Source organism: Streptomyces sp. NPDC098781 (genome assembly GCF_044759995.1).
Classification (GTDB): domain Bacteria; phylum Actinomycetota; class Actinomycetes; order Streptomycetales; family Streptomycetaceae; genus Streptomyces.
The window spans coordinates 371,348-392,032 of sequence record NZ_JBIWAK010000006.1; the positions used below are offsets into that span (position 1 = coordinate 371,348).

24 protein-coding genes and 4 tRNA genes are annotated in these 20,685 nt (G+C 70.0%); 8 read left to right on the plus strand and 20 right to left on the minus strand.

All coding sequences use genetic code 11. The features are described from left to right. Nucleotides 1–221: 221 nt before the first annotated feature. The 4 genes from ACIQWG_RS26085 to ACIQWG_RS26100 all read right to left on the minus strand — a co-directional run bounded on the left by ACIQWG_RS26085 (nucleotide 222) and on the right by ACIQWG_RS26100 (nucleotide 3,228). Nucleotides 222–749: a hypothetical protein gene (locus tag ACIQWG_RS26085; protein ID WP_404100050.1), complete on the minus strand. Its 528-nt coding sequence runs from the start codon at nucleotides 747–749 to the stop codon at nucleotides 222–224. Nucleotides 750–1,863: 1,114 nt separating this feature from the next. After that, the gene (gene nusG, locus ACIQWG_RS26090; RefSeq protein ID WP_404100052.1) at nucleotides 1,864–2,685 is read right to left on the minus strand and encodes a transcription termination/antitermination protein NusG; all 822 of its coding nucleotides are present in this window, start codon (nucleotides 2,683–2,685) and stop codon (nucleotides 1,864–1,866) included. Nucleotides 2,686–2,765: 80 nt separating this feature from the next. Next, nucleotides 2,766–3,047 (minus strand): preprotein translocase subunit SecE, encoded by a 282-nt coding sequence (secE, locus tag ACIQWG_RS26095; RefSeq protein ID WP_404100054.1) that lies wholly within the window; start codon nucleotides 3,045–3,047, stop codon nucleotides 2,766–2,768. 108 nt (nucleotides 3,048–3,155) lie between these two features. Beyond that, nucleotides 3,156–3,228 (minus strand) — tRNA-Trp (locus ACIQWG_RS26100). A gap of 283 nt (nucleotides 3,229–3,511) precedes the next feature. Here ACIQWG_RS26100 and ACIQWG_RS26105 point away from each other — a divergent pair. Continuing rightward, nucleotides 3,512–4,738, plus strand: coding sequence for a pyridoxal phosphate-dependent aminotransferase (locus ACIQWG_RS26105; protein WP_404100056.1), 1,227 nt, complete (start codon nucleotides 3,512–3,514; stop codon nucleotides 4,736–4,738). A 123-nt stretch (nucleotides 4,739–4,861) separates the two neighbouring features. After that, a complete protein-coding gene (locus ACIQWG_RS26110; RefSeq protein ID WP_404100058.1) occupies nucleotides 4,862–5,890 on the plus strand; it encodes an adenosine deaminase in 1,029 nt (342 codons plus the stop codon). Between the two features lie 16 nt (nucleotides 5,891–5,906). On the opposite strand, the gene ACIQWG_RS26115 is transcribed toward ACIQWG_RS26110, so the two are convergent. After that, a complete protein-coding gene (locus tag ACIQWG_RS26115) occupies nucleotides 5,907–6,503 on the minus strand; it encodes a TetR/AcrR family transcriptional regulator (protein WP_404100060.1) in 597 nt (198 codons plus the stop codon). A gap of 105 nt (nucleotides 6,504–6,608) precedes the next feature. On the opposite strand from ACIQWG_RS26115, the gene ACIQWG_RS26120 reads away from it, so the two are divergent. Continuing rightward, nucleotides 6,609–7,241 (plus strand): NAD(P)-dependent oxidoreductase, encoded by a 633-nt coding sequence (locus tag ACIQWG_RS26120; RefSeq protein ID WP_404100062.1) that lies wholly within the window; start codon nucleotides 6,609–6,611, stop codon nucleotides 7,239–7,241. A 27-nt stretch (nucleotides 7,242–7,268) separates the two neighbouring features. Here the strand turns inward: ACIQWG_RS26120 and ACIQWG_RS26125 are convergent, their stop codons facing one another. The 9 genes from ACIQWG_RS26125 to ACIQWG_RS26165 all read right to left on the minus strand — a co-directional run bounded on the left by ACIQWG_RS26125 (nucleotide 7,269) and on the right by ACIQWG_RS26165 (nucleotide 12,693). Then, complete coding sequence (locus ACIQWG_RS26125) at nucleotides 7,269–8,324, minus strand: UDP-N-acetylmuramate dehydrogenase (RefSeq protein WP_404100064.1); 1,056 nt, start codon at nucleotides 8,322–8,324, stop codon at nucleotides 7,269–7,271. A gap of 86 nt (nucleotides 8,325–8,410) precedes the next feature. Beyond that, nucleotides 8,411–8,791 carry a DUF3291 domain-containing protein gene (locus ACIQWG_RS26130; protein ID WP_404100066.1) on the minus strand — a complete coding sequence of 127 codons (381 nt, stop codon included), beginning with the start codon at nucleotides 8,789–8,791 and terminating at the stop codon, nucleotides 8,411–8,413. 58 nt (nucleotides 8,792–8,849) lie between these two features. After that, nucleotides 8,850–10,310 carry an MFS transporter gene (locus ACIQWG_RS26135; RefSeq protein WP_404100068.1) on the minus strand — a complete coding sequence of 487 codons (1,461 nt, stop codon included), beginning with the start codon at nucleotides 10,308–10,310 and terminating at the stop codon, nucleotides 8,850–8,852. A gap of 99 nt (nucleotides 10,311–10,409) precedes the next feature. Then, the gene (locus ACIQWG_RS26140) at nucleotides 10,410–10,973 is read right to left on the minus strand and encodes a TetR/AcrR family transcriptional regulator (protein WP_404100070.1); all 564 of its coding nucleotides are present in this window, start codon (nucleotides 10,971–10,973) and stop codon (nucleotides 10,410–10,412) included. A gap of 241 nt (nucleotides 10,974–11,214) precedes the next feature. Further along, nucleotides 11,215–11,643: a MaoC family dehydratase gene (locus tag ACIQWG_RS26145; protein ID WP_404100072.1), complete on the minus strand. Its 429-nt coding sequence runs from the start codon at nucleotides 11,641–11,643 to the stop codon at nucleotides 11,215–11,217. A gap of 5 nt (nucleotides 11,644–11,648) precedes the next feature. Beyond that, nucleotides 11,649–12,113 (minus strand): MaoC family dehydratase N-terminal domain-containing protein, encoded by a 465-nt coding sequence (locus ACIQWG_RS26150; protein ID WP_404100074.1) that lies wholly within the window; start codon nucleotides 12,111–12,113, stop codon nucleotides 11,649–11,651. A 134-nt stretch (nucleotides 12,114–12,247) separates the two neighbouring features. After that, nucleotides 12,248–12,412 (minus strand): 50S ribosomal protein L33, encoded by a 165-nt coding sequence (rpmG, locus tag ACIQWG_RS26155; RefSeq protein ID WP_003948671.1) that lies wholly within the window; start codon nucleotides 12,410–12,412, stop codon nucleotides 12,248–12,250. Between the two features lie 89 nt (nucleotides 12,413–12,501). Beyond that, nucleotides 12,502–12,574, minus strand: a tRNA-Met gene (locus ACIQWG_RS26160). A 46-nt stretch (nucleotides 12,575–12,620) separates the two neighbouring features. After that, nucleotides 12,621–12,693: transfer RNA gene (locus ACIQWG_RS26165), tRNA-Thr, on the minus strand. A gap of 253 nt (nucleotides 12,694–12,946) precedes the next feature. Here ACIQWG_RS26165 and ACIQWG_RS26170 point away from each other — a divergent pair. The 3 genes from ACIQWG_RS26170 to ACIQWG_RS26180 all read left to right on the plus strand — a co-directional run bounded on the left by ACIQWG_RS26170 (nucleotide 12,947) and on the right by ACIQWG_RS26180 (nucleotide 15,481). Beyond that, on the plus strand, nucleotides 12,947–14,212 hold the full coding sequence (locus ACIQWG_RS26170) for an amidohydrolase family protein (RefSeq protein WP_404100076.1): 1,266 nt from the start codon (nucleotides 12,947–12,949) through the stop codon (nucleotides 14,210–14,212). Nucleotides 14,213–14,429: 217 nt separating this feature from the next. Next, on the plus strand, nucleotides 14,430–15,086 hold the full coding sequence (locus tag ACIQWG_RS26175) for an SDR family oxidoreductase (RefSeq protein ID WP_404100078.1): 657 nt from the start codon (nucleotides 14,430–14,432) through the stop codon (nucleotides 15,084–15,086). 62 nt (nucleotides 15,087–15,148) lie between these two features. Continuing rightward, on the plus strand, nucleotides 15,149–15,481 hold the full coding sequence (locus ACIQWG_RS26180) for a nuclear transport factor 2 family protein (RefSeq protein WP_404100080.1): 333 nt from the start codon (nucleotides 15,149–15,151) through the stop codon (nucleotides 15,479–15,481). Nucleotides 15,482–15,612: 131 nt separating this feature from the next. Here ACIQWG_RS26180 and ACIQWG_RS26185 read toward each other — a convergent pair whose 3' ends face one another. Together ACIQWG_RS26185 and ACIQWG_RS26190 are read right to left on the minus strand one after the other, a co-directional pair. Further along, the gene (locus ACIQWG_RS26185; protein WP_404100082.1) at nucleotides 15,613–15,825 is read right to left on the minus strand and encodes a hypothetical protein; all 213 of its coding nucleotides are present in this window, start codon (nucleotides 15,823–15,825) and stop codon (nucleotides 15,613–15,615) included. A gap of 86 nt (nucleotides 15,826–15,911) precedes the next feature. Continuing rightward, nucleotides 15,912–15,993, minus strand: a tRNA-Tyr gene (locus ACIQWG_RS26190). A 225-nt stretch (nucleotides 15,994–16,218) separates the two neighbouring features. Here ACIQWG_RS26190 and ACIQWG_RS26195 point away from each other — a divergent pair. Further along, nucleotides 16,219–16,707, plus strand: coding sequence for a YajQ family cyclic di-GMP-binding protein (locus ACIQWG_RS26195; protein ID WP_404100084.1), 489 nt, complete (start codon nucleotides 16,219–16,221; stop codon nucleotides 16,705–16,707). 136 nt (nucleotides 16,708–16,843) lie between these two features. On the opposite strand, the gene ACIQWG_RS26200 is transcribed toward ACIQWG_RS26195, so the two are convergent. After that, nucleotides 16,844–17,110 carry a GlsB/YeaQ/YmgE family stress response membrane protein gene (locus ACIQWG_RS26200; protein WP_190073680.1) on the minus strand — a complete coding sequence of 89 codons (267 nt, stop codon included), beginning with the start codon at nucleotides 17,108–17,110 and terminating at the stop codon, nucleotides 16,844–16,846. A 136-nt stretch (nucleotides 17,111–17,246) separates the two neighbouring features. Here ACIQWG_RS26200 and ACIQWG_RS26205 point away from each other — a divergent pair, with 136 nt between their 5' ends. Continuing rightward, entirely contained in the window at nucleotides 17,247–18,524 is a 1,278-nt protein-coding gene (locus ACIQWG_RS26205) for an APC family permease (protein ID WP_404100086.1), read from the plus strand. Nucleotides 18,525–18,702: 178 nt separating this feature from the next. On the opposite strand, the gene ACIQWG_RS26210 is transcribed toward ACIQWG_RS26205, so the two are convergent. From ACIQWG_RS26210 to htpX, 3 genes are all read right to left on the minus strand, one after another. Beyond that, nucleotides 18,703–19,269, minus strand: coding sequence for an SMI1/KNR4 family protein (locus ACIQWG_RS26210; RefSeq protein ID WP_404100088.1), 567 nt, complete (start codon nucleotides 19,267–19,269; stop codon nucleotides 18,703–18,705). A 116-nt stretch (nucleotides 19,270–19,385) separates the two neighbouring features. Next, nucleotides 19,386–19,781: a YccF domain-containing protein gene (locus ACIQWG_RS26215; RefSeq protein ID WP_404100090.1), complete on the minus strand. Its 396-nt coding sequence runs from the start codon at nucleotides 19,779–19,781 to the stop codon at nucleotides 19,386–19,388. Then, nucleotides 19,778–20,638: a zinc metalloprotease HtpX gene (htpX, locus tag ACIQWG_RS26220; protein ID WP_404100092.1), complete on the minus strand. Its 861-nt coding sequence runs from the start codon at nucleotides 20,636–20,638 to the stop codon at nucleotides 19,778–19,780. Before htpX ends, ACIQWG_RS26215 begins: the two co-directional genes overlap by 4 nt. Between the last annotated feature and the right edge of the window lie 47 nt (nucleotides 20,639–20,685).

Genomic DNA, 20,685 nt, shown 5'->3' on the forward strand with positions numbered 1-20,685 from the left:
CCGCCATCCGTACCGGAGGTCACCTTGAACGGTGCATGTCCGGATCATCCGGATGGAGGCATACCGCACAACGATAACGGGTAACGCGTCAGGGCCAAAACCGGCAGCTCAGGCGCACGACCGCCGGGCATCCACCGCCCACCCGCGGCCGCCCCGCCCCACCTGGACAGGGGTCGGCCCCGGCCGTCGCGCGCCGGCCGGGGCCCGGAGGGGGAGCGAGGTCAGCAGCGCTTGGCGGTGGTGGCCTGACCGGCCACGGGGTCGCCGGGGGCGCGCAGCGTCCCGATGGCCGAGGTGCACTCACTCACCGTGTCGGCCGGGAAGGACCAGAACTCCTGGCTGTTGGTGGCGTTCCACCAGTCCTGGCCCACGACCTCGTCACGGGCGTAGCTGTAGACGCCGGTGCTGACGTCGTAGTCCTTGATCTTGTCGCGGAAGCTCTGCCAGACCCAGACATAGCCGTAGTTCGCCTTGCAGCTGGGCGAGTAGAACTGCTTCACCGAGGCGGCGTGCACGCCTCCCCGGTTGATGTACGCGGTGGCGCCGATCTGGTAGGCGTCCGAGCAGACGCCGGCGGCCCGGGCCTTCAGGCTCAACGGGTTGCCGGCCTCGGACGGGGAGGCCGAACGGGCGGTCAGTTTCTGCTTGTTGGGCGACGGGGCCGGGCCGGTGCCGGCGACCGCGGAGGTTGTCGGCAGCAGGACGCAGGCGGACGCCGCCGCGACGACCAGGAGGGATCGAGCACGCATGAGGAAGTTCCCCCACTTCTTGGTGTGTGACTCGGTGTGTGACTCAGCGTGTGAGTCGGCGGGTGCCGAAGGCTGACGCGGGCAGCGAGCAGCTCAGGGCAAACCGCCACAAAGAGCTGGGGAACACCATGAAGAACGCTGTCCGCGCGTTTCGGTCATCAAGTCAGACCAGCCGAGGCGCCGGATGGTTGTGGTGCAGCACACATTTAATGGGGACTCGGTCGTCGTACGCGGCGCCGCGTACGACGAAAGGGCCCCCGACCAGCGGAATCCGCCGGTCGAAGGCCCTTCGTGAGAGCTGCTGTGCCGCTAGTTCTTCTGGAAGTGGTGACCCGTGTCTCTCACGTGGGCGTCTCCCCGACTGAGCGTTTCTGACCAGCGTAGACGCTGGCGCTGGCTGTCAATGTCTGTCAACGCTGGTCCGCCTCGGACGGCCCAGACACGGCCCTACGGCTCACCGTCCGAGACTCGGAAGACCAAGGCTGTTCCTTCGCCTTACGGGGCCTCTCGACGCCAGACACGTCGCCACTCCCGAGTCAGAAATGCGCAGCCGACGAAGACCAGGGCCCAACCGGGCCAAGTGATCTGAGGCAGGTCGACGATGGCGGAGATCGCGATGGTCACCCAAGCGCAAGACATCAAGGCGAGCACCACTCTTCGCCCAGTTCGCCCAAAAACCCGTGATTTGTCCGTCATACGATCCCCCCATGGGCTCTGCGTGCGGCAGTGTACGCGCGGTCGGCGGAACGGCTTTGGGCTGGAGCTGCCATGGGGCGAGTGATCATGGCCCCGTGAGCTGATGGCGCGTGGGGCAGTCTGTGGACCTGCCCGGTAAAGCACGACGCTGGGGCCAGGATCTTAGAGGCTCGCCCCATGGTGGCTGCCTAAAGCCGTGGAGCCGACCGCCCCAGCCACGACGTGTTCTGACCTCCTGCACTGTGTGCCTGCCTCTTGGACGGGAGCGGGCGGCCGGCGGTGGACCCGCAAGGCCGTGGATGCGGTCTACCGGAGGGCCCAGAGGCGCCCCACGATCCCATGACGGCCCCCTGGACACGAGAGAGCCCCTGCCCAACGGGAAACCGCTGGTCAGGGGCTCTTTCGGATGATCGCGAAGCTAGTTCTTCTGAATCTGATCGAAGGACAGCTCGACCGGCGTCTCCCGGCCGAAGATCTCCACCAGGCCCTTGACCTTCTTGGAGTCGGCGTTGATCTCGTTGATCGTGGCCTGAAGCGTGGCGAACGGACCGTCGGTGACGGTGACCGAGTCGCCGACCTCGAAGTCCAGGACCTGAACCTCGACCTTGCGCTGCGGAGCGGGCTTGCCCTCGGCCTCGGCGGCCTCGCGGGCGGCCTTCTCCTCGGCCTCCGGGGCGAGCATCTTGACGATCTCGTCCAGGGTCAGCGGGTACGGGTCGTAGGCGTTGCCCACGAAGCCGGTGACGCCGGGGGTGTTGCGGACGACACCCCAGGACTCGTTGGTCAGGTCCATACGGACCAGGACGTAACCCGGCAGCTTGTTCTGCTTGATCGTCTTGCGATCACCGTTCTTGATCTGGACGACCTCTTCCTGCGGCACCTCGGCCTGGAAGATGTAGTCCTCGACGTTCAGCGAGACGGCGCGCTGCTCGAGGTTGGTCTTCACGCGGTTCTCGTAACCGGCGTAGGTGTGGATGACGTACCACTCGCCGGGCAGCGTGCGCAGTTCCTCGCGCAGGGCGGCGACGGGGTCGACGGGCTCGGCCTCCTCGGCGGCCTCTTCGTCCTCGTCCTCGACGTGCACCGCGGCTTCCTCGGCCGGCTCACCCGCCTCGGCGTCGGCAGCCTCGACCTCGTCCAGGTCCTCGTCAGCGCCCTCGACGATGTCGAGCTCGTCCTCCACGGACTCGACGTCCTGTCCGTGCGGCTCGACGGCGTCGTTCAGGTTCTGGTCAGACACGGTGGCTGCTTCTTCCTGGATACATAGGGGTGGAACATGCGAAAGGGGCGCCGGTAACCACGGCGCCCTTCGCTCTTTGCTCAGCCGAAGACGTACTTGGCGGCGTGGTCGAGCCCATAGTCAATCACGGTCACCAGGCCGATCATGATGACCACGAAGACGATCACCACGGTCGTGTACGTGGTCAGCTGGTTGCGCGTCGGCCAGACGACCTTGCGGAGCTCCGCAACGATCTGCCGGTAGAAGAGGGCGAGCCGCTTCAGCGGGCCCTTCTTCGCACGCTTGCCGCCCTTGCGGCTCTTCTTCTCCTGCGCCTCATCCTGGGCGTCAGGCGTATCGATGGAGCCCACGGCGTCCGCCATCCGTCCTCACCTGATCCCGGGTCGTGGCCGTGCCGCGCCCGGTCTGAGCCGCACGGCGTTGCAATGCTGTACGTACATGCGCACACATCCTGGCGAAGGTGTGTGTAGCAGGGCCGGAGGGACTTGAACCCCCAACCGCTGGTTTTGGAGACCAGTGCTCTACCAATTGAGCTACGACCCTTTGTGTGTCCCCCAACGTACCGCATCCGGACGAGTGCTCGCTGTGCACTGTCGGTTGTGGGCTGCTGAAGGCCAACGAGGTGAGAGTGTACGTGGTCCTGGGCGTGCCGTCGAACAGAAAGTGGCCGATGGGGGCTTGGTGCCCGAAAGATCGCCGGGCGGTCCCGGGGGCGGCGGCGCAAGATCGCCCAGGCCGGGGGCCCGATGCGGACGGATGTTCAGCCGCTGTTCAGTCCGTGAAACCCGTGTGCCGGGCGCGTTTCCTGTCTGAAACGATGGGGCCCATGAGCGCTGCAACCTCTCCCACCGAGCGCCGGGTCTCCGCCCGAGTCGGCGCGATCTCCGAGTCCGCCACCCTCGCCGTGGACGCCAAGGCCAAGGCCCTCAAGGCCGCCGGGCGTCCGGTGATCGGCTTCGGCGCCGGTGAGCCCGACTTCCCGACCCCGGACTACATCGTCGAGGCCGCCATCGAGGCCTGCAAGAACCCGAAGTACCACCGCTACACGCCGGCCGGCGGTCTGCCCGAGCTGAAGGCCGCCATCGCCGCGAAGACGCTGCGCGACTCCGGCTACGAGCCCGACGTCTCCCAGATCCTCGTCACCAACGGCGGCAAGCAGGCCATCTACGAGGCCTTCGCCGCGATCCTCGACCCGGGCGACGAGGTCATCGTCCCGGCGCCGTACTGGACGACGTACCCGGAGTCGATCCGCCTGGCCGGCGGTGTCCCGGTCGACGTCGTCGCCGACGAGACGACCGGCTACCGCGTCACCGTGGAGCAGCTGGAGGCGGCCCGTTCGGAGCGGACGAAGGTCGTCCTCTTCGTGTCGCCGTCCAACCCGACCGGCGCCGTCTACACCGAGGCCGAGACCGAGGCGATCGGCCGCTGGGCCGTGGAGCACGGCCTGTGGGTGATGACCGACGAGATCTACGAGCACCTGGTGTACGGCGAGGCGGCCGCGGTCTCCCTGCCGGGGCTGTTCCCCGAGCTGCGCGACCGGTGCGTCGTGGTCAACGGTGTCGCCAAGACGTACGCCATGACGGGCTGGCGGGTCGGCTGGATCATCGGTCCGAAGGACGTGGTGAAGGCCGCGACCAACCTCCAGTCGCACGCGACGTCGAACGTCTCCAACGTCGCCCAGGTGGCCGCACTCGCCGCCGTCTCCGGCGACCTGGACGCGGTCGCGAAGATGCGCGACGCGTTCGACCGCCGCCGCAAGACGATCGTGCGGATGCTCAACGAGATCGACGGCGTGGTCTGCCCGGAGCCCGAGGGCGCCTTCTACGCGTACCCGTCGGTCAAGGCCCTGCTCGGCAAGGAGATCCGCGGCAAGCGCCCGCAGAGCAGCGTCGAGCTCGCCGAGCTGATCCTGGAGGAGGCCGAGGTCGCGGTCGTCCCGGGCGAGGCCTTCGGCACGCCGGGCTATCTGCGGCTGTCGTACGCGCTCGGTGACGAGGATCTCGTCGAGGGTGTGAGCCGGATCCAGAAGCTGCTGGCGGAGGCCAGGGACTGACGTCCGCCGCCCTCACCACGGGGGACCTCCGGTTTTCCGGAGGTCCCCGTTTCTTTGTGCGAGCAAGACCACTAAAGGGGAAACCGCTACCGGGACGACCGGGACGTACGGCAGGATCCTGGAATGGAGCGTGTACGTGATGTCTCTGAACTGCCGAAAGCCCATCTGCACCTGCACTTCACCGGCTCGATGCGGTCGGCGACCCTGCTGGAACTGGCCGACAAATACGGTGTGCGTCTGCCCGAGGCGCTGACCGACGCGCTGACCAGTGGAGAGCCGCCGAGACTGCGGGCCACGGACGAGCGAGGCTGGTTCCGCTTCCAGCGCCTGTACGACGCGGCGCGCTCGTGCCTGCGGCAGCCGGAGGACATCCAGCGGCTGGTCAGGGAGGCCGCGGAGGAGGACGTCAAGGACGGCTCCGGCTGGCTGGAGATCCAGGTCGACCCGACGTCGTACGCGCCCCGGCTGGGCGGGCTGATCCCGGCGCTGGAGATCATCCTGGACGCGGTCGAGACGGCGGCGCGGGACACGGGCCTCGGGATGCGCGTCCTGGTCGCCGCGAACCGGATGAAGCACCCGCTGGACGCCCGCACGCTGGCCCGGCTCGCGGTGCGGTACGCCGACCGGGGCGTGGTCGGCTTCGGGCTGTCGAACGACGAACGCCGGGGTATGGCGAGGGACTTCGACCGTGCCTTCCACATCGCCCGCGAGGGCGGCCTGCTCTCGGCCCCGCACGGCGGCGAGCTGACCGGCCCCTCCTCGGTCCGTGACTGCCTGGACGACCTGGACGCGAACCGGATCGGCCACGGGGTGCGGGCGGCGGAGGACCCGCGGTTGCTCAAGCGCCTCGCCGACAGGGGCGTGACCTGCGAGGTGTGCCCGACGTCGAACGTCGCCCTCGGCGTCTACGAGAAGCCCGAGGACGTGCCGCTGCGCACCCTGTACGAGGCCGGCGTCCCCATGGCCCTGGGCGCCGACGACCCCCTGCTCTTCGGCTCACGGCTCGCCGCCCAGTACGACATCGCCCGCCACCACCACGCCTTCACGGACGAGGAGTTGGCGGAACTGGCCCGGCAGTCGGTGCGCGCTTCGGCGGCGCCGGAGGAGACCAAGGCGAAGCTCCTGGCCGGGGTGGCCGACTGGCTCGCCTAGGACGCGTCGGCCGGGGTCAGTCGGCGATGCCGGCGAGCAGCGTGCGGGCCAGCCGGGCGGCGAACTCGTCCACCGGCGGCCGTACCGCGTCCCTGGTCGCGTCGTAGGCGAACGCCCGCTGCGCGCAGGCGCCCATCAGCAGCGACGCCGCCGCGAACGTGTCCGCGTCCGTCCTGACCCGGCCCATCTGCTGTTCCGCCCTGAGATAGACGTCGAGTTCCTGGATCGGCACATGCGGGCCCATCCCCATCTCCCGGATGGCGTCGTCGTGCCGCCGCTTGAGTGCGGTCTGCGCGTAGAGCGACGCGGCGATCGGGAAGCTCTGCTCGTAGAACAGCGCGGCCTGGCGGGCGATCTCGGTGAGGTTCTCCTGGATGGAGTGCCGGCCCGGCTCGGCGGCGAGGCTGCTGAGCAGCGGGCGGAGCGGGGGCAGCCGTTCGGTGAGCACCCGGATGAACAGCTCCTCCTTGCTGTCGAAGTGCTTGTAGAGCGCCGCTTCGGAACACCCGGCCGCCCGCGCGATCTCCTTCGTCGTGGCCCGCGCCAGTCCGACGCTGAGCATCAGGTCGTGCGCGGCGTCGAGCAGTCGAACACGGGTGGGCCGAGACTCCATGGATCGTCCAATCGCACTTGACGGGTGGGTGAGTACTTACTCACCCTAGAGGAAGCAGGGGTGAGTGAATACTCACCCACCTATCTCATCCGGGCGGGAGCAGTCATGGAACTCACCGTTTTCGGCGCCACCGGGGGCATCGGCAAGGAGATCGTCCGCCAGGCACTGGAGGCCGGCCACGAGGTCACGGCCGTCGTACGGGACCCCGCGCGCCTCCCTCTCACCGGCGACCGTCTGGAGGTGTTCCGCGCGGATCTCACCGACCCCGGCGCGCTGCGGGGCGCCGTCGCCGGGCGGGACGCCGTGCTGTCCGGTCTCGGTGCGCGCGGCCGCGCGGACGCGGGCGTCGCGGCACGGGTGACGCGTACGGTGCTGGCGGCCCTCGAGGCGGAGGACGTGCGGCGGCTGCTCGTGGTGAGCGCCGCGCCGGTCGGTCCCGCGCCGGAGGGGGAAGGGTTCCTGGACCGGGCCGTGCGCGGTGTCGTCTCTGCGGTCCTCAAGGACATCTACGCCGACCTGCGGGAGATGGAGGCCGAGATCGCCCGCACCCCCACGGACTGGACCCTCGTCAGGCCCCCGCGCCTCCAGGACAAGCCGCTCACCGGCAGCTATCGCACGGCCGTCGGCGGGTTCCCGCCCAAGGGGCGCTTCATCGGGCGGGCGGATGTCGCGCACGCGATGCTGACGATGGTCGCGGACCCGGCGACGGTGAAGCAGGGAGTGGGCGTGGCCTACTGAGGGCGGCCCGGCAAGGCCGGGTCCGTCCTAGACGCTGATCCCGACCGTCACCGGCTCGTTGACCAGCGTGATCCCGAACGTCTCCCGGACTCCGGCGACGACCTCGCGGGCCAGCTCGAGGAGGTCCTCGGTGGTCGCCTCGCCGCGGTTGGTGAGCGCGAGGGTGTGCTTGGTGGAGATACGGGCGGGGCCGGTGCCGTACCCCTTGGTGAAGCCCGCCTTGTCGATGAGCCAGGCCGCGGAGGTCTTGGTGCGCCCCTCCCCCGCCGGATAGGCCGGCGGCTCCACGCCGTCGCCGAGGTGGGCCCGCACGCGCGCGTGGAACGCCGCGAACTGCTCGTCGGTGAGGATCGGGTTGGTGAAGAACGACCCGGCCGACCAGGTGTCGTGGTCCTCGGGGTCCAGGACCATGCCCTTCCCGCTGCGCAGCTTCAGCACGGTCTCGCGGGCGCCGGCCAGGGGCACCCGGTCGCCGACCTCGACGCCGAGGGCGCGAGCCGTCTCGGCGTACTTGATGGGCGCCGAGAGGCCGTCCGCGTCCTCCAGCCGGAAGCGGACGCGCAGGACGACGTAACGCTCGGGGTCGGCCTTGAAGCGGCTGTGGCGGTAGGAGAAGGCGCACTCCGAGTTCGGGATGACCACGGTCTCGCCCGTCCGGCGGTCGTAGGCGATCACCTCGGTGATGGTCGAGGAGACCTCCTGGCCGTAGGCGCCGACGTTCTGAATCGGGGTGGCGCCCGCGGAGCCGGGGATTCCGGCGAGGCACTCGACTCCGGCGAGCCCGGCCTCGACAGTGCGGGCGACGGCGTCGGTCCACACCTCGCCGGCGGCCAGTTCGAGCGTGCCGCCGTCCAGCTCGAAGCCCTTGGTGGCGATGACGAGTGCGGTGCCCGCGAAGCCCTTGTCGCCGATGACCAGGTTCGATCCGCCGCCGATCAGCAGCAGTGGGGTCCCGGTGGCGTCCGCCTCGCGCACGACGTCGATCACCTCGGCGTCGGTGGTGGCGGTGACCAGGCGGGTGGCGGGGCCGCCCAGCCGGAAGGTGGTGAAAGGGGCGAGGGGGGCGTCGTGGAGTTCCTGCACGCGCCCAAGACTACGAGACGGCACCGACAGCCCCGGCACCCACGGGGAGTGCCGGGGCCTGTGCGCGTGGCACGCGCGCGGGCCGGTCACGTCAGCCTCCGGAAGGCCTCCTTCCAGCCGAGCGGGAGTTCGTCGCTGGACACCTGCCAGGTGGCGAACTTGACGTCCCGCATCTGACCGGCCAGGCCCTGCGAGGTCGGGGCATGGGTGCCGGAGCGGGCGAAGTCCTTGAGCGCGGCCGGCGACTCCCAGGCGGACAGCGTCCAGAAGGTCCGCTTGAAGGGCTCGGCCTTCAGGGAGGCACCGTGCGCGCCGGGCGCCCGGCTCACCTGCCGCCACACGCCGGGCGTACGGGCCAGGAAGCGGAGCGCTCCCCAGAAGGTGCGGGTCTCGAAGCGGGAGGCGAAGACATGGACCTCGGCGCCCCGGGGTGCGGGGTTCGGGACGGTCCAGGGAAGGGTGGGCATGGCTGCTCCTCGTGGTCCGGGTCGGGTGGGTTCGGTGCCGGGGGACGAGTCGGCCGGCTCAGTGGGCGGCCGTCTCCAGCGCCCGTTCCGTCGTCTGCTCGGTCGGGCTCACGGTCGTGCCGCCCTGCCGCCGGGTCGGGATGAGCAGGGCCGAGACGCCGGCGAGCGCCACGACGGCGGCGCCGGTGACGAGGGCGGGCTTGAGGCCGTCGACGAAGGTCTGGCCGGTCTCGTAGCCGCCCTGCGCGGAGAAGATCGACGCCATGACGGCGATGCCGAGCGCTCCGCCGACCTCACGCAGGGCGTTGTTGGCGCCGGAGGCGATGCCCTGCTCCGAGGCGCGGACACTGGACATCACCAGGTGCGCGGCCGGGGCGAAGAACAGGGCCATGCCGACGCCGCTGATGATCAGACCGGGCAGCTGGGCGGCGTAGGACACGTCGACGGTGACCGCGGAGGCCAGGTAGGCGAGGCCTGCGGCCTGGAGGAAGAGGCCGGTGGCGACGACGGGCCGGCCGCCGATGCGGTCGGCGAGGATCCCGGCGATCGGCGCGACGAGCATCGGCATACCGGTCCACGGCAGCATCCGCAGCCCCGCCTCGGTCGGCGAGTAGCCGAGCACGATCTGCATGTACTGGCTCAGCAGGAAGATCGACCCGAACATGCCGAGGAACATCAGCATGCTCGCGGCATTGATCCCGGAGAACGCCCGGGAGCGGAACAGCCGCATCGGCAGCATCGGGTTCCTGGCGCGGGTGCTGTAGAGGACGAAGCCGACCAGCAGCGCGCCGCCGGCGAACAGGCCGGTCAGGACCAGGCGTCCGGTCCATCCGTCGGCGGGGCCGCGCACCAGGCCGTACACGATGCCGAACAGTCCGCCGCTGGCGAGCAGGGTGCCGGGGATGTCGAGCCGGGAACCGGTGCCGTGCGACTCGGCGAGGCGCAGTCGGGCGAGCGGCAGCAGGGCGATGCCCAGCGGAACGTTCAGCCAGAAGATCCACTGCCAGGAGATGTGCTCGGTGAGGGTGCCGCCGATGAGCGGCCCGGAGGCGATCGCGAGCCCGTTGACGGCGCCCCAGATGCCGTACGCCATCCCCCGCTTGGCCGCGGGCACCGCCGCCGTCAGCAGGGTCAGCGTCAGCGGCATCATGATCGCCGCGCCTGCGCCCTGCACCGCGCGGGCGGCGATCAGGGAGTCGATACCCGGCGCGAGGGCCGCGGCGGCGGACGCGACGGTGAAGATCGATATGCCGACGAGGAAGAGCCTGCGGCGGCCGAAGCGGTCACCGAGGGCCGCGCCGAACATCAGCAGCACGGCGAAGGTGAGCGTGTAGGCGCTGACCGTCCACTCCAGGTCGTGCAGCGCGCCGCCCAGGTCCTCGCGGATGGAGGGCAGCGCGGTGGTGACGACGAGGTTGTCCAGCGCGGCCATGAACCCGGCGACGCTGGTGATGACAAGGGCCCATACGGCCCCGCCCGGACGGTCTGCGCGCGCGTTCTGATCGGTGTGGTGTGACATCGCTCCCCCAGGGGTGATGCGATTCGGTTCTGTGGATAGTTATTGATCACTAACTTTCACGGACATGAGAGGACAGGGGCAGCCCTCGCCACCCCACCCCTACGGCCGCTTCCCGTACCGCCGCGCCGGCCCCATGCCCGCCCAGGCCCGGTGGTCGGGCGGGAAACCCATGGCCACCAGACAGTTGATGAGCATCCCGTACGCCAGGAAGGTCGTCGTCTCGTCGACGTCCGCCCCGAGCGGCGGATGGATGGTGTCCCACAGGCGCATCCAGCCGGAACGCACGGCCTCACCGAACTCGTGGTCACCCTCCTGCTCGGCGGACGCCACGGCGAGGTACATCTGCATCTGCATCATCAGCCGCTCGGGCTGCTCCGAGACGACCTTCCGGTAGACGTCACCCATGGCATACCGGGCTTCGTCACCCTCCAGCCCCTCGGAGGCCTCCGCGAACATCCGGATGGTGTCCTCCACACAGCGTTCGGCCGCCGCCAGGAAGATCGCCTTCTTGCCCGGGAAGAGCCGGAAGAGATACGGCTGCGAGACACCGACCCGCTTGGCGATCGCCTCGGTGGACGTGCCGTAGTAGCCGCCACGGGCGAACTCGGTCGTCGCCGCGCGAATGACGCTCTCACGCCTCTCTTCTGCGCTCATCCTGACCATGAGGACTAAGTTAGTACTCAATCACTAACTACGTCAAGGGGAGCGAGGTGGGGCGGGTCGGCGGGCGGAGTGCGGGGTCTGAGCAGGGCCGGAATGCAGGGCCGCCGCAGTGCAGGGCTGAGTGGCGAGGTCGGATCGGGTCGGCCCGCATGCTTGGCGAGACCTCAATGGATCGGCCCACATGCGTAAGGGGCGCCCCTCCATGGAGAACGCCCCTTACCTCACGGCACGCGCGTGCCGTTCACGCCAGCTGTACGACCGCCCGGGACATGCCGAGCACCTTGCGCCCCTCGCTGAGCACCGTCAGATCCACGCGGACCCGGTTGTCGTCGAGCTTGACCGCCACCTTGCCGCTGACCTCGATCGTGGCGCCGAGGTCGTCGTTCGGCACGACGACGGGCTTGGTGAAGCGGACGCCGTACTCGACGACCGCACCCGGATCGCCGACCCAGTCCGTGACCACACGGATCGCCTCGGCCATGGTGAACATGCCGTGCGCGATGACGTCCGGCAGTCCGACCTCCTTGGCGAACTTCTCGTTCCAGTGGATGGGGTTGAAGTCACCCGACGCGCCCGCGTACCGCACGAGCGTGGCACGGGTCACGGGGAAGCTGTGGGCGGGCAGTTCGGTGCCGACCTCGACGTCGCCGTACGCGATCTTCGCCGTCATCGTCCTCAGGCCTCCTCTTCCTCGGCGTCCGCGCCACGGGCCACGAGCTTCGTCAGGGCGGTCACCACGTGGTCCCCCGCCTCGTCGTGGACCTCGCCGCGGATGTCCAGGACCTCGTTGCCGGCCATGGATTTGATGGCCTCGATGGTGGAGGTGACGGTCAGCCGGTCACCGGCGCGCACCGGGCGGGTGTAGGCGAACTTCTGGTCGCCGTGCACCACCCGGCTGTAGTCCAGGCCCAACTGGGGGTCCTCGACGACCTGTCCGGCGGCCTTGAAGGTGATCGAGAAGACAAACGTCGGCGGGGCGATCACATCGGAGTGGCCGAGCGCCTTGGCCGCCTCCGGGTCGGTGTACGCCGGGTTGGTGTCCCCCACGGCCTCCGCGAACTCACGGATCTTCTCCCGGCCCACCTCATAGGGCTCGGTGGGCGGGTAGCTCCGCCCCACGAAGGACTGGTCGAGCGCCATGGCCCGGTACCTCCTGCTGTCTGCCTGGTGTCTGCTCTGGGTGGCCGTAGTCGGCCGGAACCGGCCGGTAACCGGGCCTGAAACGACGCGAGGCCGCCCCCACAGTCGGGGACGGCCTCGCGTACGAGCCTGATTTATCGCGTCTCGCGGTGCGCGGTGTGCGCATTGCAACGCGGGCAGTGCTTCTTCATCTCCAGTCGGTCCGGGTTGTTACGCCGGTTCTTCTTGGTGATGTAGTTCCGCTCCTTGCACTCCACGCAGGCCAGCGTGATCTTCGGGCGGACGTCGGTGGCAGCCACGTGAGTGCTCCTTGACGAACGGATGGAATGTATTAACGCAAGAAAGAGTAGCCGATCGAAGGACCGACCCCGCAATCGGCTACTGTCAGTAGCGGTGACCGGACTTGAACCGGTGACACAGCGATTATGAGCCGCTTGCTCTACCGACTGAGCTACACCGCTGTGATGCAATCGGGCCCCGCCTCGCGACGGGAACCGTTCACACCAGAGCCCCAAAACGGAATCGAACCGTTGACCTTCTCCTTACCATGGAGACGCTCTGCCGACTGAGCTATTGGGGCGAGCGATGAAGACATTACACGCTCGGCAGCCGTTCACCCAAATCCGTTTCGCGGGCCCTGCCTGGGGCCGATCGGCGGACCACACGCCCGCCTCCAGGGCCACCGCACCCCCGCCTCCGGGGCCACCGCGGCACCGTGGAAACCGCTCCCGTCCGGCGGACCACACCGGTACGACTATTGCGCTCCTGCACGCCAAGGCCTGACCGTCACCCTAGGCTCGACTCACTCTGCGTGATCTTGTCTCTGGAGCACGATGCCCGACAGCAACCCCCAGCCGCCCCCCTCCTCGTCCCCGTCGGGCTCGTCCGGACCGGCCGATCCGGGTGCTCTGCTGCTGTGCGGGGCCCGGCTCACCGACGGACGGACCGTGGACGTACGGCTGGACGGCGGCCGCATCGAGGCGGTCGGCACGGCCGGGAGCCTGGCGGCGAGCGGCACGCGCGCGTGCGGCGCTCGAGTGGACCTCGGCGGCTATCTGCTCCTGCCGGCCCCGGCCGAACCGCACGCCCACGGCGACACCGCGCTCTCCGCCGACGAGGGCGGACCGGTCTCCTACGACCCCCATGACGTCCAGCGCCGGGCCACCGAGGCCGCCCTGCTCCAGCTCGGGCACGGGGCGACGGCGCTGCGCGCGCATGTGCGCGTGGGCGAGATCCAGGAGCTGAACGCGCTCGCCGCCGTGCTCCAGGCCAGGCGTTCGCTGCGCGGGCTCACGGAGTTGACGACGGTGGCGATGCCCCGACTGCTGACCGGAGTCGCCGGGGCGGACGGGCTCGCGATGCTGCGGGACGCGGTCAAGATGGGCGCGTCGGTGGTCGGCGGCTGCCCCGACCTGGACCCCGATCCGACGGGCTATGTGGAGGCGGTCCTGGAGGTCGCCTCCGAGCACGGCTGTCCCGTCGACCTGCACACCGACGCCGCCGACCCGGCCCGGCTGTCCCGTCTCGCCGCGATGGCCGGCGGACTGCGCCCCGGCGTGACGCTCGGCCCGTGCGGCGGCCTGGGGCGGCTGCCCTCCCAGGTGGCTTCCCGGACCGCGGACCAGCTCGCCGCGGCCGGGGTGACGGTGGTGTGCCTGCCACAGGGCGGCTGCGCGGGCGTGGAGCGGCGCGCCACGGCGCCCGTACGGCTGCTGCGCTCCGCCGGCGTACGCGTCGCCGCCGGCAGCGGCGCCCTGCGGGACGTGTCGAACCCGGTGGGCCGCGGGGACCCGCTGGAGGCCGCGTACCTGCTGGCCTCCCGCCACGGACTGCGCCCGGAGGACGCGTACGACTGTGTCAGCGGATCGGCGCGGGCCGCGCTGGGGCTGCCCGAGGTACGGGTGGAGGCGGGCTTCCCCGCCGAGTTGCTGGCGGTCCGCGGGGACCGGCTGGCAGGGGCGCTGTCCCTGGCGTACAGCCGGATCGTGGTGCACCGGGGGCGTGTGGTGGCGCGGACGAGCGCGGTGCGGGAGTACTGCAACTCGGCCGTGGCCGCGGAGTTGGGGTTGCCTCGGCAGGGGCGGGGCGAGCCGTCGTGAGGGTGTGCGCGCGGTCCGGGCGGTCCGCGCTGTCCGCGGTGCGAGGGCGCGCCGCGAGGCGGGCGGGTGGCAGGCAGGTGGCAGGCGGGTGGGAGTCGAGTGGCGCGGATGGACAGCGCGCGCCCGGCGTATACGCGTGAGGTCCACGCCCCCGGAGGTGTGATGCGTGGCTGAAGTCGTGCGGCGGATGCGGCTGTCCGGGCGTACGGTCGGAAACATGCGCATTGTCATCGCTGGTGGTCATGGTCAGATCGCGCTGCGGCTGGAGAAGCTGCTCGCCGCGCGCGGAAACGAGGTAGCGGGAATCATCCGCAAGGCGGAACAGGGCGACGACCTGCGGGAGGTGGGTGCCGAACCCGTCCTGCTGGACCTGGAGTCGGCCTCGGTCGAGGAGGTCGCGGCCCAACTCCAGGGCGCGGACGCGGCGGTCTTCGCGGCCGGCGCGGGTCCGGGCAGCGGAACTGCCCGCAAGGACACGGTGGACAAGGGCGCGGCGGTCCTGTTCGCCGACGCGGCGGTCCAAGCGGGCGTACGGCGCTTCCTGATCGTGTCGTCGATGGGCGCGGACCCGCGGCACGAGGGCGACGAGATCTTCGACGCCTACCTGCGCGCCAAGGGCGCCGCCGACGAGTACGTGCGCGGCCTGGACGCCCTGGACTGGACGGTCCTGCGGCCCGGAATGCTGACGAACGACGCGGGAACCGGCCAGGTGCGACTGGAGGCCCACACCGGACGCGGCCCGATCCCGCGCGACGACGTGGCCGCCGTACTGGCGGAGTTGCTCGACACCCCGGCGACGGCGGGCCTGACACTCGAACTGATCGGCGGCTCGGCGCCCGTCTCGGTGGCGGTGAAGTCGGTGGCGGGGAACTGAAGATGGAGCCGGAGGGGGTTTCCGAGGGAATTCCCGCCGCGCAGGCGGCCTTGCTTCGGCGTATGTACGAGGTCTTCTCGACGGACCAGCGAGAGCCCGTCATGCGACAGTGCCTCGCCCCCGACGTCGACTGGCCGAACGTCCTGGACGACGCCCGGCTGCACGGCCGCGAGGCCGTACGCGCGTACTGGGCCCGGCAGTTCGCCGCCGGCCACCCCCTCGTACGGCTGGAGGGACTCCGTCCGGACAGCGACGGCGAGGCCGTGGTGGCGACGGTACGGACCGGACTGCGCGACGCCTCGGGCGAGCGGTGGGCCGAGGAGACGGTCGAGCATGTGTACCGGTTCGATGGAAACGGGCTGGTGACGCGGATGGATGTGCGGGCGGGCGGCTAGGGCGCGGGTGCGGGCCGGGGCGGGTGCGCGTGAGTCGGGGCGCGGGCGGGGGCCAGGGCGTGCACGTGAGTCGGGGCGCGGGCGGGATCGGGGCGTGCGCGTGAGCCAGGGCGCGGGCGGGGTCGGGGCGTTCAGAACAGCGGAAGCTGCCCGGGGAACTCAGGCACGACGTACCCGTCCAACGCGGGCTGCGCGGCCCCGAGTTCCGCAAGTCGCCGCGATCCGGGACACGACACGAGTTCCCCGCTCTCCCGCGCCCCCGGCGGATCGTGCCGAGCAAACCGACCGGCGACCACGGCGATCTCGCGCCGGCACTCGGGGCAACTCCTGCGACGCGTGCTCATGGAGCCAGTGTGCCCCGGCCACACCCCGGGAACGCGAAAACCCCTCCGCGCTACGTTTCCGTAGATCGGAGGGGTTTTCCCCAGTGTGGCGGCGCCAGGATTCGAACCTGGGAAGGCTGAGCCGGCAGATTTACAGTCTGCTCCCTTTGGCCGCTCGGGCACACCGCCGGGGTTGCTGCCGTTCGAACCGCTCTTTGGCGGTGCTCGCTGGCAACGACGTAAACAATACCCGATGCGGAGGGGTGCTTCGCCACCCGATTGATCGCCTCCCGGAAGGCAAGGGGTGGCTAGGCTTGTCCGGATGCGGACCGGGGCCGGCCCCGGGCTCGGCGGCCACCCCCACGCCCGCCGATACGCACCCCACACGCACCCCGATACAAGGAGCCACAGGACATGGCCGACTCCAGTTTCGACATCGTCTCGAAGGTCGAGCGGCAGGAGGTCGACAACGCCCTCAACCAGGCCGCCAAGGAGATCTCGCAGCGCTACGACTTCAAGGGCGTGGGTGCCTCGATCTCGTGGTCCGGTGAAAAGATCCTGATGGAGGCGAACTCCGAGGACCGGGTCAAGGCCATCCTCGACGTCTTCCAGTCCAAGTTGATCAAGCGGGGGATCTCTCTGAAGGCCCTGGACGCGGGCGAGCCGCAGCTCTCGGGCAAGGAGTACAAGATCTTCGCGTCGATCGAGGAGGGCATCTCCCAGGAGAACGCGAAGAAGGTGGCGAAGATCATTCGCGACGAAGGTCCGAAGGGCGTGAAGGCCCAGGTGCAGGGCGACGAACTGCGGGTCAGCTCCAAGAGCCGGGACGACCTCCAGGCCGTGATCGCCCTGCTCAAGAGCAGGGACTTCGACTTCGCGTTGCAGTTTGTGAACTACCGGTGAGTCGCTGACCGACCGAGCGAGTGACCGGCCGAGCGGCTGATCGCCGGCGGTCTGTCCGGCTGATTCGGATCTACGAGAAAGGGTGGGCGCCCGTGCGGGCGCCCACCCTTCTCGCCTGCTGGCCGCGGTCCGGAGATCAGCTGCGCGAGTGGCCGAACAGCAGGCGGTAGGCGATCAGGAGCACGAGGGAGCCGCCGATCGCCGAGGCCCAGGTGGCGCCGTCGTAGAAGTCCTTGGTGATCGGGTGGTCCAGCCAGCGGGCCGAGATCCAGCCACCGATGAACGCGCCCGCCACGCCGATGAGCGTCGTGCCGATGAAGCCGCCCGGGTCGCGGCCCGGCAGCAGGAACTTGGCGATGGCCCCGGCCAACAGCCCCAGAATGATCCAGCTGATGATCGTCATGCCCTGAACCTGCCCCTCCGCGCTGTGCCCTCACTGTCCCGGCACTGTGATTTCGGGCGCGTTTGTTCGTGCTCCGTTGCTGGGCAGGACGTCGTGCGGGCGGTCCTCGGTTGCAGTGATCAGTAAGGTTCCGGCCATGACACGGTCAAGCTCGTCCTCCGAGCTTCGGCGGACCCTGGGGGTCGGGGACGCCGTGATGATCGGGCTCGGCTCGATGATCGGGGCGGGCATCTTCGCCGCACTCGGGCCGGCGGCGCGCGCGGCCGGGTCCGGGCTGCTGCTCGGGCTGGCGGTCGCGGCCGTGGTCGCCTACTGCAACGCCATGTCGTCGGCACGGCTGGCCGCCCTCTACCCGGCCTCGGGCGGCACCTATGTCTACGGACGCGAACGCCTCGGTGAGTTCTGGGGCTATCTCGCGGGCTGGGCGTTCGTGATCGGCAAAACGGCCTCCTGTGCGGCGATGGCGCTCACCGTGGGCACGTACGTCTGGCCGGGGCAGGCGCACGCGGTGGCGGTCGCGGCCGTGGTGGCACTGACCGCCGTGAACTACGGCGGCATCCAGAAGTCCGCCTGGCTGACACGGGCGATCGTGGCGGTTGTCGTTGCTGTCCTCGCTTGTGTGGTGGTCGTGTGCCTCGGCTCCGGTGAGTCCGACGCCGGACGTCTGGGCGTCGGGGCCTCCGATGGCGTGGACGGGGTGCTTCAGGCCGCCGGGCTGCTGTTCTTCGCCTTCGCCGGGTACGCGCGGATCGCGACCCTCGGCGAGGAGGTACGGGATCCTTCGCGCACCATCCCCCGGGCGATTCCGCTGGCCCTGGGCATCGCGCTGGCCGTGTACGTGTATGTGGCGGTGGCTGTCCTCTCTGTTCTGGGGTCGGACGGTCTCGGCGATGCGGAGGCACCGCTGGCCGACGCGGTGCGGGCGGCCGGGGTGCCGGGGCTGGTCCCCGTGGTGCGGGTGGGTGCGGCCGTCGCCGCGCTCGGCTCCTTGCTCGCTCTGATCCTGGGTGTCTCACGGACGACCCTGGCCATGGCCCGCGACCGGCATCTGCCCGGCGCCCTGGCAGCCGTGCATCCACGCTTCCAGGTACCTCACCGTGCCGAACTCGCCGTGGGCGCGGCCGTCGCGGTCCTGGCCGCCACGGTGGACGTGCGAAGTGCGATCGGCTTCTCCTCCTTCGGTGTGCTCGTGTACTACGCGGTGGCCAACGCTTCGGCCTGGACGCTCGACTCCGCGCTGACCTCGCGCGTCGTGCCGGCGGCGGGACTGCTCGGATGCCTGCTGCTGGCGTTCTCCCTTCCGGGGATCTCGGTGGTCGTCGGTGCGGGGGTGCTGGCGGTGGGCGTAGGTGCGTATGGCGTGCGGCGGTGGGTGGCTGCGCGGCGGGGGGCACGGGGGGCGCGGGGTCGGTAGGCCGACGGTTGGCGGGGGCCGCGGGCCGGGGCGGAGAGCTGGGGGCGGGTATGGCCCGGGTATGGCCCCGTTGGTCTTGGGCTGTGGCGATGGCGGGCCCGAGCGACGAGGGCGACGAGCTCGTCAACGGAAGCGGGTCCCGGACCGCACCTCATGGCGTACCGCAGGCCCCGTCAGGTCAGGACCCCTGCGCCGCCTCCGTGCGTATGCGGAAGTCGGCCCAAGGCGGCAGCTCCAGCTCCTCGTTCATCTCCTCGTACCAGCCCCGGCCGTCGACCCAGGCGCGCAGCCAGTCCGTGAGGCTGGGGGCGTCCACGTACCACGCGTGGTCGGCGTCGTCGGCGTTCGGTTCGAAGAGCAGGACCGTGGCCTGCGGGCTGCGGCAGTCCACGCAGGCGTACATTGCGCAGCCCCAGTGGGATATCGGCAGGACCCCCTCGGGCCAGGGCCAGTCGGGGTCCTTGCGGGCGCTGTCGCGATATGCGAGGTACTGCGTGACGGCGGCGGGCTCACCCGACGGAGGGCTGTCGAGCAGGGGCAACAGGCCGTATTCGGGGCCGAATCCGCCGTCCCCTATACGGAGGTAGAGGTCGGCGAGCAGCGGAGGCAGACCGAAGCCGAGGGCGGCCTCGGCGCGGGCCACGGTGGCGGTGTCCACGGGCTCGGGGAGTGAAGTCCAGCCCCACGGTCGGGTGTTGCGGGCCTTGTCCGCGACCCTCGTCAGCAACTGCTCGATCTCGGTCATGCGTTCATGATGCAAGCCGCCACTGACAACCGGGCCGGCCTGTGGACAACCACCGGCTTGTGGAAAACCGACGGTCGGACGGTCGGGCGGGGCCCTTTTCCCTTAGCCCCGCTCGGCTACCAGCCCGCGGCGAACGACTGGTTCGTCGGCACGATCTCGCGGCCCAGCGGGAACAGCGACACCGGGATCAGCTTGAAGTTGGCGATGCCGAACGGGATGCCGATGATCGTGACGCAGAGAGCGAGGCCGGTGACGATGTGGCCGATGGCCAGCCACCAGCCCGCCAGGACCAGCCACAGGACGTTGCCGACGCAGGAGGGGGATCCGGCGTCGCGGCGCTCGATCGTCGTGTACCCGAAGGGCCACAGGGCGTAGACCCCGATACGGAAGGCCGCGATGCCGAACGGGATACCGATGATGGTGATGCACAGCACCAGGCCGGCGACCATGTAGGCAAGGAACAGCCAGAAGCCGCTCAGGACGAGCCAGATGACGTTCAGGATCGTTTTCACTGGGGGCCTGCCATCCTCTCGAGCCGTACGATTCGCTCCGCCATGGGCGGGTGGGTGGAGAACATCTTGGAGAACCCCTGACCTGGACGGAACGGGTTGGCGATCATCATGTGGCTGGCGGTCTCGATGCGCGGCTCGGGCGGTAGCGGAAGCTGCTTGGTGCCGGCGTCGAGCTTGCGCAGGGCGCTGGCGAGGGCAGCCGGGTCGCCGGTGAGCTGGGCGCCGGACGCGTCGGCCTCGTACTCTCTGGACCGGCTGATCGCCAGCTGGATGAGCGTGGCGGCGATCGGTCCGAGGATGATGATCAGCAGCAGCCCGAGGATGCCGGGACCGTCGTCGTCATCGGACCGGCCGATCGGGATCAGCCAGGCGAAGTTGACCAGGAACATGATCACCGACGCGAGGGCGCCGGCGACCGACGAGATCAGGATGTCGCGGTTGTAGACATGGCTCAACTCGTGGCCGATGACCCCGCGCAGTTCGCGCTCGTCGAGGAGGCGCAGGATTCCCTCGGTGCAGCACACGGCGGCGTTGCGCGGGTTGCGGCCCGTCGCGAACGCGTTCGGAGCCTCCGTCGGGGAGATGTAGAGCCGCGGCATGGGCTGGCGTGCCTGGGTGGAGAGCTCGCGGACCATGCGGTACAGCCCCGGGGCCTCGAACTCGCTGACCGGACGGGCGCGCATCGCGCGTAGCGCCAGCTTGTCGCTGTTCCAGTACGCGTACGCGTTCGTGCCCAGCGCGATCACAACCGCGATGACGAGCCCCATACGGCCGAAAAAGCTGCCGATGACAATGATGAGCGCGGACAGTCCCCCGAGGAGGACTGCGGTCCTGAGCCCGTTGTGCCGGCGGTGCACGGTACGCCCTCCAAGTGGTGCGGCAGGGGAACCCTTTGCTGGTCGAT